This is a genomic window from Kitasatospora sp. NPDC088391, from assembly GCF_044753345.1.
Lineage (GTDB): Bacteria > Actinomycetota > Actinomycetes > Streptomycetales > Streptomycetaceae > Kitasatospora.
In genome coordinates, this window is the sequence record NZ_JBIVNB010000008.1 from 151831 (window position 1) to 166601 (window position 14771).

Consider the following 14771-nt stretch of genomic DNA (forward strand, 5'->3'; position numbering starts at 1 on the left):
CGCCCGCGCCGCAGACCGACGCCCCGTCGGCCCTGCGGCGCGGGCGCGCCGCTCCCGCAGCAACTCCCCCGTCAGGGCGCGAGGCGGCAGACCAGGGCGTGGGCGGCGCAGCGGAGGCGGATCAGGGCGCCCGGGCCGGCGGCGGTGCGGGGACGGCGGTGCCACCAGCGGTGGAGCAGGGCGGTGGGGAGGGCGAGGGCGAGCAGCCAGGCGGTCTGGGCGAGGCCGAACTGCCAGGGGACGGGGCCGAGTCGGGACATCCGGCCGGGGCCGAGCGCGCCGCCGCAGGCCCAGCCGGCCAGCAGGCCGAGGGGGGTGGCGGCGAGGGCGAGGGCGGTGGCGACGGCCGCGGTGGGGCCGAGCGCCCAGCGCGTGGCGGCGCGGCCGAGCAGCACCCCCGCGAGGACGGCCGCCGCCGCGGGCGCCGCGCAGGCCAGCAGGTGCCAGTCGGGGCCGCGGTCGGCGGGGAGCAGGCCGAGCAGCGGGAAGTCCGGGACGGGGCCGAGCCGGGTGCCGAGCGGCCCGGCGTGGGTGCCGGTGCCGACCACGAACCCGGGGCCGAGCGCGTACGCGGCGGACCAGAGCACGGCGTTGGGGACGAGCAGCAGGCAGGCGAGCAGCAGGCCGAGCCAGTCCGCGGTGCCGCCGCCGAGGCGCTGCGCGCCCTGTCCGGCGGTGCCGAGCAGGACGGCGACCGCGCACACGGCGCCGCCGCCCGCGGTGAGGGCGAGCAGCCAGCCGCCGAGGGCCCGTCCGAGGGCCTGCCCGGCGCCGTCCGGCCGGAGCGCGGACGGCAGCCCGGGGCCGGGGAGGCGGACGGGGCGGCCGAGTCCGGCCCAGAGGCCGTGGCCGAGCGCGGCGGCGGTGAGCAGGGCGACGGTGGCGAGGTCGGCGGCGGCGCGGGCGCGCAGCACGGCCTCCGGGTCGGTGCACTGGGCGACGGCCGCGGCGGCGACCAGCAGGTAGCCGGCGTACAGGGCCAGCGGGGAGCGCCAGCGGGCCGGTCCGCGCCCCCGGGCGCGCCGGGCGACGCGCCGGCCGGCCCGGTCGAGCAGGACGGCGGTGACGAGGGTGAGCAGCAGCGGGGTGACGGTGACGGGCGCGCCGGCGGGGGGCCGGGCGAGCGGGGCGCCGTGGCCGAGCAGCCAGACCCCGAACACCGTCCGGGCGGCGTCCTGCGCGGTGTCGTCGCCGTACGGGGCCAGGACCCACAGGCCGAACACCGGGACGGCGACCACGGACAGCGTGAGCAGCGCGGCGCGGACGCCGGTGAGCAGGTCGGCGAGGGTGGAGCGGCTGTCCAATTCGCCCGGCAGGCCCAGGATCGGACGGCCCATCAGCTGCGTCATGGCCTTCATGCTGCCAAGGCCACCCGTTCTGCGGTGTCAACGGGCACACCTTCGCCGTGTCCCGGATTATCAGTACATGTGCCTATTTCCGCGACCGACCTGCGACGGAGGAGTCCGTTGACCTCACCCTCGACCGCGGAGCCCGAACCCACCACCGGCCCGTCGCTGCGGGCCCGCGAGGACGCCGCCCGCCTGCTGCGCGTCCTGACGCCCCGGGAGGCCCGGGTGCTGGCCCGCCTCGCCGCCGGGGACGACCTCCGCACCGCCGCCCGCCGGCTCGGCCTCACCCCCGGCACCGCCCGCGCCGACCTCAACCGGGCGGTCCGCAAGCTGGGCGTCCGCACCCCCGAGGAGGCCACCGCCCTCGCCGCCGCCGCGGCGCCCGCCACGGCCGACCCGCCCGGGGAGGCCGACGCACCGTCAGCACCCGCCCCCGCGCCCGACCCTGAGCCCGCCGCCACCGCCACCACCACCGCACCCGCACCCGCACCCGCGGAGTTCGCGGCGTTCACCGCCCTCGTCCACACCCGCCTGGTCCAGCAGACCTTCCTGCTGACCGGCCACCGCCACCGCGCCGCGCACTGCGCGCACCTGGCGCTGGGCGCGGCGGGCCGCCGCTGGGCGGCGGTGTCGGCGGGCGGGGACCCGGAGGGGTGGGTGCGGACGGAGGCGTTCGAGCGGGCGCTGTCGCCGTGGCACCGGGGCGGGCCGCGCCGGGCGCACCTGGTGCGGTGGCCGCGGCGGCGGATCGCGGTCGGTGCGGCCGCTCCGGAGCCGCCCGAGCCGCCGCAGCGGCTGACGCCCCGTGACCGGGCGCTGCTGAAGGCCCTGGTGCGGCTGTCCCGGCCGCAGCGGCGGGCGCTGGTGCTGCACGACGCGCTGGGGCTGCCGGTGGAGCGGGTCGCGGTGGAGGTGGAGTCGAGCACGGCGGCGGCCGCGGGCCGGGTCCGGTCGGCGCGGGCGGCGCTGGCCCGCGAGGTCCCGGCGCTGGTCGGGGACGACCCGGAGGAGCCGGGGTTCGCGGACCGGCTGGCGGGGCTGCTGCACACCGCGGCGGTGCACGGCTGCCCGGGCCCGCGGCTGCCCGCCCCGGCGCTGCTGGTCGCGGACAGCCGGCTGCACACCGGCCTGGTGACGGGTGCGGCGGCGGCACTGACGGGGCTGGTGGGCGCGGCGGTGGTGGCCACCCTGCTGGGGGTGGGCCCGGCCGAACTGGTGCGTCCGGAGCTGCCGGTGGCCTCGGCCTGCACGGGCGCGGGGACGGGCAGCGCCGGCCCGGCGGCGCCGCGGGCCGCGCCGGGGCTGCGGACGCCGTGGTGCGGCCCGACGCCGGGGCTTCCGGCCCGGCTGATCGGCCCGCCGGGGCAGGTCCCGGCCGAGCTGTCGCCGTCCCCGGCCGCCCCGGCGGGCAGTTCGGACGCGCTGACGGCGGGCAGCCCGTTCGCGGCGCACCGCCCGGCCGCCCCGTCGGCCTTCGCGCCCGCCGCCGTCCCGCCGCCGGGCCACCGCCCGCTGCCGCCCCTGGCCGAACCGGCGGGCCCGTTCCCCCCGCCCGGCGCCTGAGCCGGGAGCGACCGCCCGGGAACGACGGAGCGCCGCCCACCGGTGGGAACCGGTGGGCGGCGCTCCGTGCGTGGCGCGGTGGCCGCGCCGCCGCTCGCTACTTGGCGGCGGCGAACAGCTCGCGGGCCAGGCGGGCGGTCTCGGACGGCGTCTTGCCGACCTTGACGCCGGCGGCCTCGAGGGCCTCCTTCTTCGCCTGGGCGGTGCCGGAGGAGCCGGAGACGATGGCGCCGGCGTGGCCCATGGTCTTGCCCTCGGGCGCGGTGAAGCCCGCGACGTAGCCGACGACCGGCTTGGTGACGTGCTCGGCGATGTAGGCCGCGGCCCGCTCCTCGGCGTCGCCGCCGATCTCGCCGATCATCACGATCAGCTCGGTCTCCGGGTCCTCCTGGAACGCCTTGAGGGCGTCGATGTGGGTGGTGCCGATGACGGGGTCGCCACCGATGCCCACCGCGGAGGAGAAGCCGAGGTCGCGCAGCTCGTACATGAGCTGGTAGGTCAGGGTGCCGGACTTCGACACCAGACCGATCTTGCCCGCGCCGGTGATGTTGGCCGGGATGATGCCCGCGTTGGACTGTCCGGGGCTGATCAGGCCGGGGCAGTTCGGGCCGATGATCCGGGTCTTGTTGCCCTTGGCGCCGGCGTGGGCCCAGAACGCGGCGGTGTCGTGCACCGGCACGCCCTCGGTGATGACCACGGCGAGGCCGATCTCGGCGTCGATGGCCTCGATCACGGCGGACTTGGTGAACGCCGGCGGCACGAAGATGACGGTGACGTCGGCACCGGTCTTCTCGATCGCCTCGACCACGGTGCCGAACACCGGGACCTCGGTGCCGTCCACGTCGACGGTGGTGCCCGCCTTGCGCGGGTTCACGCCGCCGACGATCTGGGTGCCGGACGCGAGCATGCGGCGGGTGTGCTTCATGCCCTCGGAGCCGGTCATGCCCTGGACGATGACCTTGCTGTCCTTGGTAAGGAAGATAGCCATGGTGTTGAGTCCCTTCCTTACTTGTTGGCCAGCTCGGCGGCGCGGTCAGCGGCGCCGTCCATGGTGTCCACCTGCTCGACCAGCGGGTGGTTGGCGTCGGTCAGGATCTGGCGACCGAGCTCCGCGTTGTTGCCGTCCAGACGGACGACCAGCGGCTTGGTGACGGCCTCGCCCTTGCTCTCCAGGAGCGCGAGGGCCTGCACGATGCCGTTGGCGACCGCGTCACAGGCGGTGATGCCGCCGAAGACGTTGACGAAGACCGACTTGACGTCGGCGTCGCCCAGGATGATCTCCAGGCCGTTCGCCATCACCTCGGCGGACGCGCCGCCGCCGATGTCGAGGAAGTTGGCCGGCTTCACGCCGCCGTGGTTCTCGCCGGCGTACGCGACGACGTCCAGGGTGCTCATGACGAGGCCCGCGCCGTTGCCGATGATGCCGACCTGGCCGTCGAGCTTGACGTAGTTCAGGCCCTTGGCCTTCGCCGCCGCCTCGAGCGGGTTGGCGGCGGCCTTGTCCTCGAGCGCCTCGTGCTCCGGCTGGCGGAACTCGGCGTTCTCGTCGAGGGAGACCTTGCCGTCGAGCGCGATGATCCTGCCGTCGCCGGACTTGATCAGCGGGTTGACCTCGACCAGGAGGGCGTCCTCCTTGACGAAGACGACCCAGAGCTTCTGCAGGACGTCGGCGACCTGGTCGGCGATCTCGGCCGGGAACTTCGCGGCGGCGACGATCTCGGCGGCCTTCTCCGCGGTCACGCCCTCGTTGGCGTCCACCGGGATCTTGGCGAGCGCGTCGGGGTTCTCCTCGGCGACGACCTCGATCTCCACGCCGCCCTCGACGCTGGCCATCGCCAGGAAGGTGCGGTTGGTGCGGTCCAGCAGGAAGGAGACGTAGTACTCCTCCTGGATGTCCGCGGTCTGCGCCAGCATGACCTTGTGGACGGTGTGGCCCTTGATGTCCATGCCGAGGATCGCCCCGGCCTTGGCCACGGCGTCCTGCGGGTCGGACGCGAGCTTCACGCCACCGGCCTTGCCTCGGCCGCCCACCTTCACCTGAGCCTTGACGACGGCACGGCCGCCGAAGCGCTCCGCGATGGCGGCAGCGTCTGCGGCGGTCTCGATGACATCGCCGTCAAGCACGGGTACGCCGTGCTTGGCGAAGAGGTCCCTCGCCTGGTACTCGAACAGGTCCACGTGTTTGTCCTTGTTCGTGGTCGCGGAATGTGTCTCTACGAGCGTGCCACGGCAGGATCTTCGCTGCGGGTCGTCGGTGCTGAGCGGGTACGCAGATGTACGAGCCTTGCGGCCCACGCAGCGAGCCGGGCGCATCGTCGATCAACACGCGCGTCACGTCCGCATGGCAGGTTATCCCCGTACGACGGGCGTGTTTCGCCCGGGGCCGGGTCCGTCGTCGTGAGAACCGTCACAACGAACCAGTAACGGCGTGCCGGGAGGCGGCGCGAGCCCCCGGGGCGCACTCCGCGGAGCCCACCACGGATTCACTCGGAAGGGTGGGATCGGTGCCGTCGGGTCAGCGCGGGTCGGGGACCGGCAGCGGGCGCTTCTCGATCGCCGCCGCCATGATCTCCGGGAACGCGTCCGGGGTGCAGGCGAACGCCGGGGCCCCCAGCGCGGCCAGCGCCTGCGCGTGCGCGTGGTCGTACGAGGGCGCGCCCTCGTCGGAGAGCGCCAGCAGCGCGATGAACTGCACCCCCGCGGCCTTCATCGCGGCGACCCGCTTCAGCATCTCGTCCCGGATGCCGCCCTCGTACAGGTCGCTGATCAGCACCACGATCGTCTCGGACGGCCGACTGATCCTCGACTGGCAGTACGCCAGCGCCCGGTTGATGTCGGTGCCGCCGCCGAGCTGGGTGGCGAACAGCACGTCCACCGGGTCGGTCAGCTGCTCCGTCAGGTCCACCACCGAGGTGTCGAACACCACCAGCCGGGTGTCCAGGCTCGGCATCGACGCCAGCACCGCGCCGAACACCGCCGAGTGCACCACCGACGCCGCCATCGACCCGGACTGGTCGATGCACAGGATCACGTCCTTCTTCACGGCCCGCTGCGCCCGCGCGTAGCCGACCAGCCGCTCCGGCACGACGGTCCGGTACTCGGGCAGGTACTTCGACAGGTTGGCCCGGATCGTGCGGTCCCAGTCGATGTCCCGGTGCCGGGGCCGGTTGACCCGCGCGCTGCGGTCCAGCGCGCCGCCGACGGTCGAACGGGTCCGGTCGGCGAGCCGGCGCTCCAGCTCCGCGACCACCTTGCCGACCACGGCGCGGGCGGACTCCCGGGTGGTCTCCGGCAGCGCGTGCTTCAGCGACAGCAGCGTCCCCACCAGGTGCACGTCCGGCTCGACGGCCTCCAGCATCTCCGGCTCCAGCAGCAGCCGGTCCAGTCCCAGCCGGGTGATCGCGTCCTGCTGCATCAGCTGCACCACGCTGGTCGGGAAGTACTCCCGGATGTCCCCCAGCCACCGCGCCACCTTCGGCGCCGACCCGCCGAGCCCCGCCGACCGCTTCCCGTCCTCCCGGTACAGCGCCCCCAGCGCCCCGTCCATCGCCGCGTCCCGCCCCGACAGCCGGACCCCCGTCCCGTCCCCGTCCGCCCCCAGCACCAGCCGCCAGCGCCGCATCCGCTCGTCGTCCTGACGGACAGTCATCTTGGTCTCCTCACCCCCGTGCCCCGTCGGGGGCGCGGGGAACTGCGCGAAGCGGAAGGGGGGAAGGGAAAGATCGGGGCAGCGCCGCAGGCGAATCCTGCGGGCCGGTCAGGTCGGCGGGGTGAGGCCGAGCAGGAGGGCCAGCACCGGGGTGGTCGCGTCGGCACGGGCCCCGTCCAGCGGGGTGTCGGGGGCCGCCGGCACGGGAGTGCCGAGGGCGCCGGTGGCGACCCGGGAGCCGATGGTGCGGCGGACGCCCGTCTCCAGGGAGGAGAAGGTGCGGCGGAGCACCGGCAGCAGGTCGGTGAAGACCTCCGCGGGGACGCCGGTCAGCCAGTCGTCGAGCAGGCCGAGCAGCGCCGGGTCGTGCAGCAGCAGCGCCCCGCCGCCGGAGAGGAAGCCCTCGACCCAGCCGCCCGCGTCGGCGGGTTCGGAGGCGGTGGAGAGCACCAGTCCGAGCCGCCGCCCGGCCTCGTCCGCGTCGAGCCGCCCGTCGTCGAGCAGCAGGCGCACCGCCCGGCCGCGGAGCAGCCCGGGAACGCCCGTCGCGGGCCCGCCGTGCGGTTCCCGGGCGGCGAGCGCGGCCAGCGTGCCGGCCCAGCGTTCGGTGATGTCGGGGTCGGTGAGCAGGGCGACCGCCTGGTGGACGGCGTCGAGCTGCTCGCGGCGGGTGCTCGCGCCCTCCGCGTCCAGGCCGGTGCTGGCGGCGGGCAGCGCGACGCAGAGGCGTTCGGCGAGGCCGTGCGCGACGGCGGCGAGCGCGCCGGTGTCGGTGGCCCGGACGTCGCCGTAGCGGAGGGTGCGGACCAGCGCGGGCAGCGCGGCGGCGAGGTGCCCGGCGTCGGTGTCGAGCGCGGCGCGGTCGGCGAGCCGCCGCATCACCTCGGGCAGGGCGTCGGGCAGCGCGGCCAGCAGGCAGTGCTCGGCGAGGTCGGTGAGGTCGGTGAGTTCGGCCCGTTCGGCGTCGCCGACGGCCTTGCCGGTGGCGGCGCCGAGCACGGTGGTGCCCCAGTGCCCGGCCTCGACCAGCCGGATCGCGAACTCGGGCTCCCAGGCGAGCCGCCAGGTCTCCCGGAAGGTGCCGGTGGAGTTCACGCCGTCCCGGGCGGGGCGGCCCCAGGGCAGGCCGAGCAGGCGCAGCCGGTGCAGCAGCCGGGAGCGTTCGGCGTCGAGGTCCTTGCGCAGGTCGAGGACGAGGTCGCGGGCCTCGGCCTCCGGCTTGAGCCGCAGGGTCCGCTGGAGGCGCGTCAGGTCGCGCCGCAGCGGTACGGCGGGCGCGCCGTCGGGGACCTCGCCGAGCGCGTCGCCGACCACCAGGCGCTCGCGGACCAGGGCGAGCGCGACCTCGGAGCCGTCGCACATCACGGCCCGGACCGCGTCCAGCGTCTCGGTGAGGCCGGGCAGCGGGCGGCCGCGCACCGCGGCGAGGCTCTCGGCGAGCCGGACCGCCTCGATGACGTGCGCGGAGGAGACCGGGTGGTCCTCGGCGCGGAGCAGTTCGGCGACCCTGGTCATCCAGCGGACGACGGGCTGCCCGTCGGCGGTGAACAGGTGGTGGTACCAGCCGGGCGAGTCGATGCCCGCGCCGTAGCCGGTGTGCTGGGAGAGCCGGCGGTGCGTCCACGGCACCCAGGTCAGCTCGGTCCTGGCCTTCTTCGGCAGTTCGGCGAGCAGCGCCCGGTCGTGCGCGACGGTCGGCATCGCGGCCAGCGCGGGGACGTGCCAGGCGCCGCAGACCACGGCGATCCGCCGGTGCCCGGCCCGGCGGGCGGCCCGGATCTGCTGGCGCATCGCGGCCTCCCGGACCTCGTCGCGCCGTCCGGCCGGGTGGTGCTCGCGCAGCGCGGCCATCGCCTCGGCGAGGGCCGCGAACGGGGCGAGCGGGTCGGCGTCGGGGCCGCGGTGCTCGATCACGTCCTCCCACCAGGCTTCCGGGTCCGGATGCCCGGCGGCGGCGGCGAGTTCGGCGATCGGGTCGACGGAAACGCCCCCCGGCGCTCCCGGCTCCGCCGCGTCCTCGCCCTCCCCTTCGCCCTCGCCTTCGGCCGGTTCGCCGCGCGGGCCGAGGACGAGGCTCTGCCCGGCCGGCAGGTCGATGAACCGGACGGGCACGCCGGTGTCCAGCGCGTGCCGCAGCGCGACCCACTCGGGGGAGAACTCGGCGAACGGCCAGAACGCGGCCCGGGCCGGGTCGTCCACCACGTGCGCCAGCAGCGCGACCGGCGGGACCATGTCCTTCTCGGCGGCCAGCGCCGCCCACTCGTCGGCCTCGGGCGGGCCTTCGATCAGCACCGCGTCCGGCCGGAGCGCGGCCAGCGCGGCCCCCACCGCGCGGGCCGAGCCGGGGCCGTGGTGGCGGACCCCGAGCAGCGTCACCTGGTCCGTCACGCCGAGACCTCCCGGGCGGCCCGGTAGAAGTCCTTCCAGCCGTCGCGGTCCCGGACCACGCCCTCCACGTACTCGCGCCACACCTGGCGGTCGGCGACCGGGTCGCGGACCACGGCGCCGACGATGCCGTCCGCGACGTCGCCCGCGCGCAGCACGCCGTCGCCGAAGTGGGCGGCCAGCGCGAGGCCGTTGGTGACCACCGAGATCGCCTCGGCGGTGGAGAGCGTGCCGCTGGGGGTCTTCACCTTCGTCCGGCCGTCGGCCGTCAGGCCGGCCCGCAGCTCGCGGAAGACCGTCACCACCCGGCGGATCTCCTCGGCGCCGCCCGGGAGTTCGGGCAGGTCGAGGGAGCGGCCGAGCTGGCCGACCCGGCGGGTGACGATCTCGACCTCCTCCTCCAGGGTGGCGGGCAGCGGCAGCACCACGGTGTTGAACCGGCGGCGCAGCGCGGAGGACAGCTCGTTGACGCCGCGGTCGCGGTCGTTGGCGGTGGCGATCACGTTGAAGCCGCGGACCGCCTGCACCTCGGAGCCCAACTCCGGTACGGGGAGCGTCTTCTCGGACAGGATGGTGATCAGGCTGTCCTGCACGTCGGCCGGGATGCGGGTGAGTTCCTCGACCCGGGCGATCCGCCCGTCCCGCATGGCGCGCATCAGCGGGGACGGCACCAGGGCGTCCTCGCTGGGCCCGTGGGCGAGGAGTTGGGCGTAGTTCCAGCCGTAGCGGACGGCCTCCTCGGGGGTGCCGGCGGTGCCCTGGACGAGCAGGGTGGAGTCGCCGGAGATCGCCGCCGCGAGGTGTTCGGAGACCCAGGTCTTGGCGGTGCCGGGGACGCCGAGCAGCAGCAGCGCCCGGTCGGTGGCGAGCGTGGTGACGGCGACCTCGACCACCCGGCGCGGGCCGATGTACTTCGGCGTGATCACCGTGCCGTCGGGGAGTTCGCCGCCGAGCAGGTAGGTGGCGACGGCCCACGGCGAGAGCCGCCAGCGCTCCGGCCGGGTGCGGTCGTCGTGCGCGGCGAGGGCGGCCAGCTCCTCGGCGAAGGCGTCCTCGGCGTGCTGCCGCAGGACCTCGCTGGGCGTCTCGGTGGTCATCGGCTGCTCCGTTCGTGACGGGTCGTCAAAGCAGTGCGCGGAAGGCGCGGACAGGCGGGAACGGCACGGCCTCGACCTGCGGGGACGTGCTTCCGTCCGGGCCGTGCGGGTTCCACTCTGCACCCCGCCACCGACAACCGGGCGGTCCGGTCAGCGGGTCGCCGGGCGGCGCGCGGCCGTCCACCAGGGCCGGAGCTGGGCCGCCCCGAACGCGGCCTCCACCACCAGGAAGCCCCAGAGCAGGCCGGTCGCGCCGAGTGCCAGCGCGTACGCCTGCCAGCAGGCGAACAGCACCCGCGCCGCGCCGTCGTAGAGGCCGTGCGCGGGCGACGGGCGCCGCAGCCGGAGCACCGACCAGACCACCACCAGCGAGCCCATCAGGTTGGCGAACAGCGTCAGCGTCGGCTGCTGCGGCGGCAGTCCGCCCGTCCCGAGGGCGCCGCCCAGCGCGTCCAGCGCCCGGTGGGCGAGGGCGTACGTCCACGGGGTGGCGAACGGGGCGGTCACCAGCAGGTCGTACCAGGCGCTGGCGCGCACCAGGCGGGCGTAGCGGGCGGTGTCGGTCATCGGGGGTTCCTCCGGTCGTCGGCTCGGGTTCGGCCCGATCCTCGACCGTGGAGTACGGTCCAGGGTCAAGTCGGCGACGGGAGCGGGGACATGCGCATCGGTGAGCTGGCCGCCCGGGCCGGGATCAGCCGCGACACGGTCCGCTTCTACGAGCGCACCGGGCTGCTGGCGGCCGACCGGCTGCCCAACGGCTACCGCGACTTCCCGCCCGAGGCGGTGCCCTGGCTGCGGTACGTCCGCACCGCGCAGGCGCTCGGGTTCCCGCTCGCCGAGATCGCCCGGCTCGGGGCCGAGCTGAGTGCCGCGCCGGACGCCCCGGCCCGGCTGGCCGAGCTGTTCCGGGAGAAGATCGCGCTGGTCGACGCCCGGATCGCGGAGCTCTCCGCGCTCCGGGCCGAGCTCGCCGAACGGGCCGGCGCGGGCTGCCCGCTGGAGCCGGAGCGGTGGGCCCCGGCTGTCAGTGGTCCCGCCTAGCGTCGTGGCCATGGAGGAACGCTGGAGCACCGAACACGTCCTTTCGCTGGCGCCCGATCCGGCCTCGCTGAAGGCCGCGGGCAAGCTCTCCGGGCCCGGCCCGTGGTCGTCGACCGGCACCGGGCGGGGCGCGCTGTGGGGCCTCTGCAAGGGCAGCGGCAGCACCCCGTACCGGACGGCCGTGGAGCTCGGCACCCCGGCGTACAAGTGCAGTTGCCCGAGCCGGAAGTTCCCGTGCAAGCACGCGCTGGGGCTGCTCCTGCTGTGGGCCGCCGGCCCGGAGGCGGTGCCGGACGGGGCCGCCCCGCCGGACTGGGTCGCGGAGTGGGTGGACGGCCGCGGCGAGGCGGCGGCCGAGCGGGTCGCCAAGCAGCGGGCGAAGGCCGCCGAGGCGGACCCGGAGGCGGCCCGGCGGCGGGCCGGGAAGCGTTCCGCCCGGGTCGCGGCCGGTGCCGCCGAGCTGCGGCTGCGGCTCGCCGACGGGGTCCGCCGCGGCCTGGCGGACCCGCCGCCCGCCGGGGCCTGGGAGGAGGTCGCGGCCCGGATGGTGGACGCCCAGGCGCCGGGCCTGGCGGCCGGGGTCCGGACGCTGGAGCGGGCCCCGCAGGACGGACTGCTGGAGGAGTACGCGATGCTGCACCTGCTGGCCGGCGCCTACGGCCGGGTCGACGCCCTGCCGGAGGCCCTGGCGGCGACGGTCCGGGCCCGGGTCGGGTTCACCACCGAGGCCGCGGAGCTGCTGGCCGGACCGACCGTCCGGGACCGCTGGCAGGTACTCGGCAGCCGGGACACCGCCGACGAGCGGCTGACCACCCGCCGGGTGTGGCTGCGCGGCGCGAAGACCGGCCGGACGGCGCTGCTGCTGGCCTTCGGGCGGCCCGGCCAGGCGCCGGACCTGGCGCTGCCGACCGGCCGGGTACTGGAGGCCGAACTCGCCTTCCACCCGGGCGCGCACCCGCTGCGGGCCGTCCTCGGGGCCCGGCACGGCGACCCGGAGCCGGGCCCGGCGGGCCCGCCGGCGGGGGTCTCCCCGGCCGAGGCGCTGGCCGAGTACGGCGCCGCGCTGGCCGCGGACCCGTGGCTGGAGGGCCGGCCCGCGGTACTGGCCGAGGTGGTGCCGGTCCGGACGCCGGACGGCTGGCTGCTCACCGACGGCCGCGGCACCCTCCCGGTGCGCCGGGGCGCGCTGCCCGACCAGGCGCTGTGGCGGCTCGCCGCGGTCTCCGCCGGGCATCCGGTGACGCTGTTCGGCGAGTGCGGCCACGCCGGTTTCACGCCCGTCACGGCCTGGGACGCCGAGCACCGCCCGGTCGCCCTCGGCTGACCCCTTGCCCCAGTGACGCTCAGTCACCAATACTGTCCGTGTTCGGCGCTGACGATCCGTCACCGCCCTGGCCCGGCCCTGCCCGTCCGCCCCTCGCTTCCCGGCCGCCCGGCCGTGCCGGTGACGGATCGTCACCGGCAGCCCGGTGTGCCACCCGCACTGCCCGACCGGTCCCCCGACGCTCCCCGGCGTCCGTGCCGACCCGTCCCTCGGAGGTAGCCATGATCGTCGCCCGCACCCGGCACCGCGCCGCCGTCCGGCGCATCGCCCTGCACCACGCCGCCCGCCGCGCCGCGACCGCGAGCGGCTGGGGCCGCCGCCACCGGACCGCCGCCCCCCGTCCGAACGGAGACCGGGCATGACCGCGCCCACCGACCACTGGGCCGAACTGCAGGGCGCGGCCCTGCTCGGCACCGACCGCCGCCCGCTCCCGGAGCCGGACGGCCCGCTCGCCGGTGCGGTCGACCGCACCGACCCGGCGGCCGCGCTGCTCGACCTGGCGGCGGTCGCGGCGGTCCGCCGCCGGGCGGGCGCGCTGCCCGGCCCGGCCGTGGAACCCCCCGCGCCCGCCGCGGCCGACCCGCGGCCCGCGCTGCCCGAGCCGGCCGCCCGCCGACTGGCGGTGCTGCTCGGCACCCGCGGCGGGACCGGCAGCACCGCGAACCTGGCCGAGCTGCTGCCGCAGTGGCTGGCCGCGGCCCGCGCGCACGGCTACCGGCTGCCGCCCGCGCTGGTCCCGGCGCTGCTGGACACCGCCCGGGCCCGCTCCGAGCTGCGGGCCGACGCGGTGGCGCTGGCCGGCCCGCTGGGGCGCTGGCTGGCCCCGCACAACCCGGACTGGAAGTACCTGACCCGAACCGCCGCCGACCAGGACACCGACGGCCGGCCGAGCGAACTCCTGTGGCAGGAGGGACTGTTCGCGGAGCGGGTGACGCACCTGACCAGGCTCCGGCGGACCGCCCCGGCGGCCGCGCTGGCGCTGCTCGCCTCGACCTGGTCGACCGAGCGGGCCGAGGACCGGGTGCTGTTCCTGGACTCGCTGCAGGACGGCCTGTCGGCCGACGACGAGGAGTTCCTGGAGGCCGCGCTCGGCGACCGCTCCAAGAACGTCCGGGCGACCGCCGCCGAACTGCTCTCCACGCTGCCCGGCTCGGCGCTGGCCGCCCGGATGGCGGAGCGGGCCCGGGCGGTGGTCCGCCCGGAGGAGGGCCGGCTGCGGGTGGTCCCGCCGACGGCCTGCGACGCCGCCATGCAGCGCGACGGCATCCCGGTGAAGTCCCCGACCGGGCGCGGCGAACGGGCCTGGTGGCTGGGCGAGGTGCTGGCCGCGGCCCCGCTGGCGCTGTGGACGGCGGACACCGGGCTGACGCCGGAGCAGCTGCTCGCGCTGCCCACGGTGGACGGCCCGGACGGCGGCGGCGCCGAGTGGGCCGAGGACCTGCGCGAGGCGTGGGCCCGCGCGGCCGTCCGCCAGCAGGACGCCCGCTGGGCCCGCGCGCTGCTCGGCGCCCCGCCCCGGCCGGGCCGCGACACCCGCGCCCCGGGCGCCCCGGCGAAGCTGCTGGCGGTCCTGCCGCCCGCCGAACGCGCCGCCTGGACGGCCGCGTTCGTGCAGACCCACGGCCTGGGCGACGCCTTCCAGCTGCTCGGCGCCTGCGCCACCCCGTGGACGCCGCCGCTGTCCACGGCGGTGGTCGCGGCCCTGAAGCGGGCGGCCGAGCTGGGCTCCTACCCGTGGAGCCACAGCGGCGTGCTCGGCATGACCGAGCGCGCCCTCGCCCCGGAGACCGCCCCGGCGGTGGAGGCGCTGGCCGCCGACACCTCGCCGGACACCGCCTGGGCCGACACCTTCGCCCGGCTCGCCGGAACCCTGCGGTTCCGGCAGGCGATGCTGGCCGAACTGGCGCCCTGAGGCGGGGGGTTCAGCTGGCGGTGCGCAGGTTCGCCGCCACCCAGGACACCACGTCCTGGGTGGAGGTGCCGGGGGTGAAGATGTCGGCGACGCCGAGCGCCTTCAGCTCGGTGATGTCGGCCTCCGGGATGATCCCGCCGCAGAACACCTTGATGTCGGCGGCGTCGCGCTCCTTGAGCAGCTCGATCACCTTGGCGCACAGCGTCATGTGCGCGCCGGACAGGATGGACAGGCCGATGCCGTCGGCGTCCTCCTGGATCGCCGTGTCGACGATCTGCTCGGGGGTCTGGTGCAGGCCGGTGTAGATGACCTCCATGCCGGCGTCGCGCAGCGCCCGCGCGATGACCTTCGCCCCCCGGTCGTGCCCGTCCAGCCCGGGCTTGGCGACCACCACTCGGATCGGCCCCGACACCACCATCACTGCCTCCTGGACCACGTCGTCCACCACCCG

General features: G+C 76.7%; 13 protein-coding genes. 5 read left to right on the forward strand and 8 right to left on the reverse strand.

Annotated features, from left to right (window positions below):
- Positions 1–71: 71 nt before the first annotated feature.
- Positions 72–1349: a DUF6350 family protein gene (locus tag ACIQBJ_RS23715; RefSeq protein ID WP_400714002.1), complete on the reverse strand. Its 1278-nt coding sequence runs from the start codon at positions 1347–1349 to the stop codon at positions 72–74.
- A gap of 117 nt (positions 1350–1466) precedes the next feature.
- Between ACIQBJ_RS23715 and ACIQBJ_RS23720 the strand changes: the two genes are divergently transcribed.
- Positions 1467–2912, forward strand: coding sequence for a LuxR C-terminal-related transcriptional regulator (locus ACIQBJ_RS23720; RefSeq protein WP_400714005.1), 1446 nt, complete (start codon positions 1467–1469; stop codon positions 2910–2912).
- A 97-nt stretch (positions 2913–3009) separates the two neighbouring features.
- Here the strand turns inward: ACIQBJ_RS23720 and sucD are convergent, their stop codons facing one another.
- From sucD to ACIQBJ_RS23750, 6 genes are all read right to left on the reverse strand, one after another.
- On the reverse strand, positions 3010–3900 hold the full coding sequence (sucD, locus tag ACIQBJ_RS23725; RefSeq protein ID WP_400714008.1) for a succinate--CoA ligase subunit alpha: 891 nt from the start codon (positions 3898–3900) through the stop codon (positions 3010–3012).
- A 17-nt stretch (positions 3901–3917) separates the two neighbouring features.
- Positions 3918–5090, reverse strand: a complete 1173-nt coding sequence (gene sucC, locus ACIQBJ_RS23730) for an ADP-forming succinate--CoA ligase subunit beta (protein ID WP_400714011.1) — start codon at positions 5088–5090, stop codon at positions 3918–3920.
- Positions 5091–5427: 337 nt separating this feature from the next.
- A complete protein-coding gene (locus ACIQBJ_RS23735; protein WP_400714014.1) occupies positions 5428–6561 on the reverse strand; it encodes a VWA domain-containing protein in 1134 nt (377 codons plus the stop codon).
- A gap of 108 nt (positions 6562–6669) precedes the next feature.
- Positions 6670–8988 (reverse strand): DUF5682 family protein, encoded by a 2319-nt coding sequence (locus ACIQBJ_RS23740; RefSeq protein ID WP_400714571.1) that lies wholly within the window; start codon positions 8986–8988, stop codon positions 6670–6672.
- On the reverse strand, positions 8946–10043 hold the full coding sequence (locus tag ACIQBJ_RS23745) for an AAA family ATPase (protein ID WP_400714017.1): 1098 nt from the start codon (positions 10041–10043) through the stop codon (positions 8946–8948). Before ACIQBJ_RS23745 ends, ACIQBJ_RS23740 begins: the two co-directional genes overlap by 43 nt.
- 150 nt (positions 10044–10193) lie before the next feature.
- Positions 10194–10610 (reverse strand): hypothetical protein, encoded by a 417-nt coding sequence (locus tag ACIQBJ_RS23750; RefSeq protein ID WP_400714020.1) that lies wholly within the window; start codon positions 10608–10610, stop codon positions 10194–10196.
- Between the two features lie 90 nt (positions 10611–10700).
- On the opposite strand from ACIQBJ_RS23750, the gene ACIQBJ_RS23755 reads away from it, so the two are divergent.
- From ACIQBJ_RS23755 to ACIQBJ_RS23770, 4 genes are all read left to right on the forward strand, one after another.
- The gene (locus ACIQBJ_RS23755; protein ID WP_400714023.1) at positions 10701–11084 is read left to right on the forward strand and encodes a MerR family transcriptional regulator; all 384 of its coding nucleotides are present in this window, start codon (positions 10701–10703) and stop codon (positions 11082–11084) included.
- Positions 11085–11094: 10 nt separating this feature from the next.
- The gene (locus ACIQBJ_RS23760; protein WP_400714026.1) at positions 11095–12408 is read left to right on the forward strand and encodes an SWIM zinc finger family protein; all 1314 of its coding nucleotides are present in this window, start codon (positions 11095–11097) and stop codon (positions 12406–12408) included.
- Between the two features lie 221 nt (positions 12409–12629).
- Entirely contained in the window at positions 12630–12770 is a 141-nt protein-coding gene (locus ACIQBJ_RS23765) for a hypothetical protein (RefSeq protein WP_400714029.1), read from the forward strand.
- Entirely contained in the window at positions 12767–14320 is a 1554-nt protein-coding gene (locus ACIQBJ_RS23770; protein ID WP_400714032.1) for a DUF5691 domain-containing protein, read from the forward strand. The genes ACIQBJ_RS23765 and ACIQBJ_RS23770 overlap by 4 nt, the downstream gene beginning before the upstream one ends.
- A 10-nt stretch (positions 14321–14330) precedes the next feature.
- On the opposite strand, the gene ACIQBJ_RS23775 is transcribed toward ACIQBJ_RS23770, so the two are convergent.
- On the reverse strand, positions 14331–14738 hold the full coding sequence (locus ACIQBJ_RS23775; RefSeq protein WP_400714574.1) for a cobalamin B12-binding domain-containing protein: 408 nt from the start codon (positions 14736–14738) through the stop codon (positions 14331–14333).
- Between the last annotated feature and the right edge of the window lie 33 nt (positions 14739–14771).

What these genes read in the sequence shown, in the direction of transcription:
- ACIQBJ_RS23715 (WP_400714002.1), bottom strand. Translation starts at nt 1,349, where the DNA reads ATGACGCAGCTGATGGGCCGTCCGATCCTGGGCCTGCCGGGCGAATTG.
- sucD (WP_400714008.1), bottom strand. Translation starts at nt 3,900, where the DNA reads ATGGCTATCTTCCTTACCAAGGACAGCAAGGTCATCGTCCAGGGCATG.
- ACIQBJ_RS23735 (WP_400714014.1), bottom strand. Translation starts at nt 6,561, where the DNA reads ATGACTGTCCGTCAGGACGACGAGCGGATGCGGCGCTGGCGGCTGGTG.
- ACIQBJ_RS23745 (WP_400714017.1), bottom strand. Translation starts at nt 10,043, where the DNA reads ATGACCACCGAGACGCCCAGCGAGGTCCTGCGGCAGCACGCCGAGGAC.
- ACIQBJ_RS23750 (WP_400714020.1), bottom strand. Translation starts at nt 10,610, where the DNA reads ATGACCGACACCGCCCGCTACGCCCGCCTGGTGCGCGCCAGCGCCTGG.
- ACIQBJ_RS23755 (WP_400714023.1), top strand. Translation starts at nt 10,701, where the DNA reads ATGCGCATCGGTGAGCTGGCCGCCCGGGCCGGGATCAGCCGCGACACG.
- ACIQBJ_RS23760 (WP_400714026.1), top strand. Translation starts at nt 11,095, where the DNA reads ATGGAGGAACGCTGGAGCACCGAACACGTCCTTTCGCTGGCGCCCGAT.
- ACIQBJ_RS23765 (WP_400714029.1), top strand. Translation starts at nt 12,630, where the DNA reads ATGATCGTCGCCCGCACCCGGCACCGCGCCGCCGTCCGGCGCATCGCC.
- ACIQBJ_RS23770 (WP_400714032.1), top strand. Translation starts at nt 12,767, where the DNA reads ATGACCGCGCCCACCGACCACTGGGCCGAACTGCAGGGCGCGGCCCTG.
- ACIQBJ_RS23775 (WP_400714574.1), bottom strand. Translation starts at nt 14,738, where the DNA reads ATGGTGGTGTCGGGGCCGATCCGAGTGGTGGTCGCCAAGCCCGGGCTG.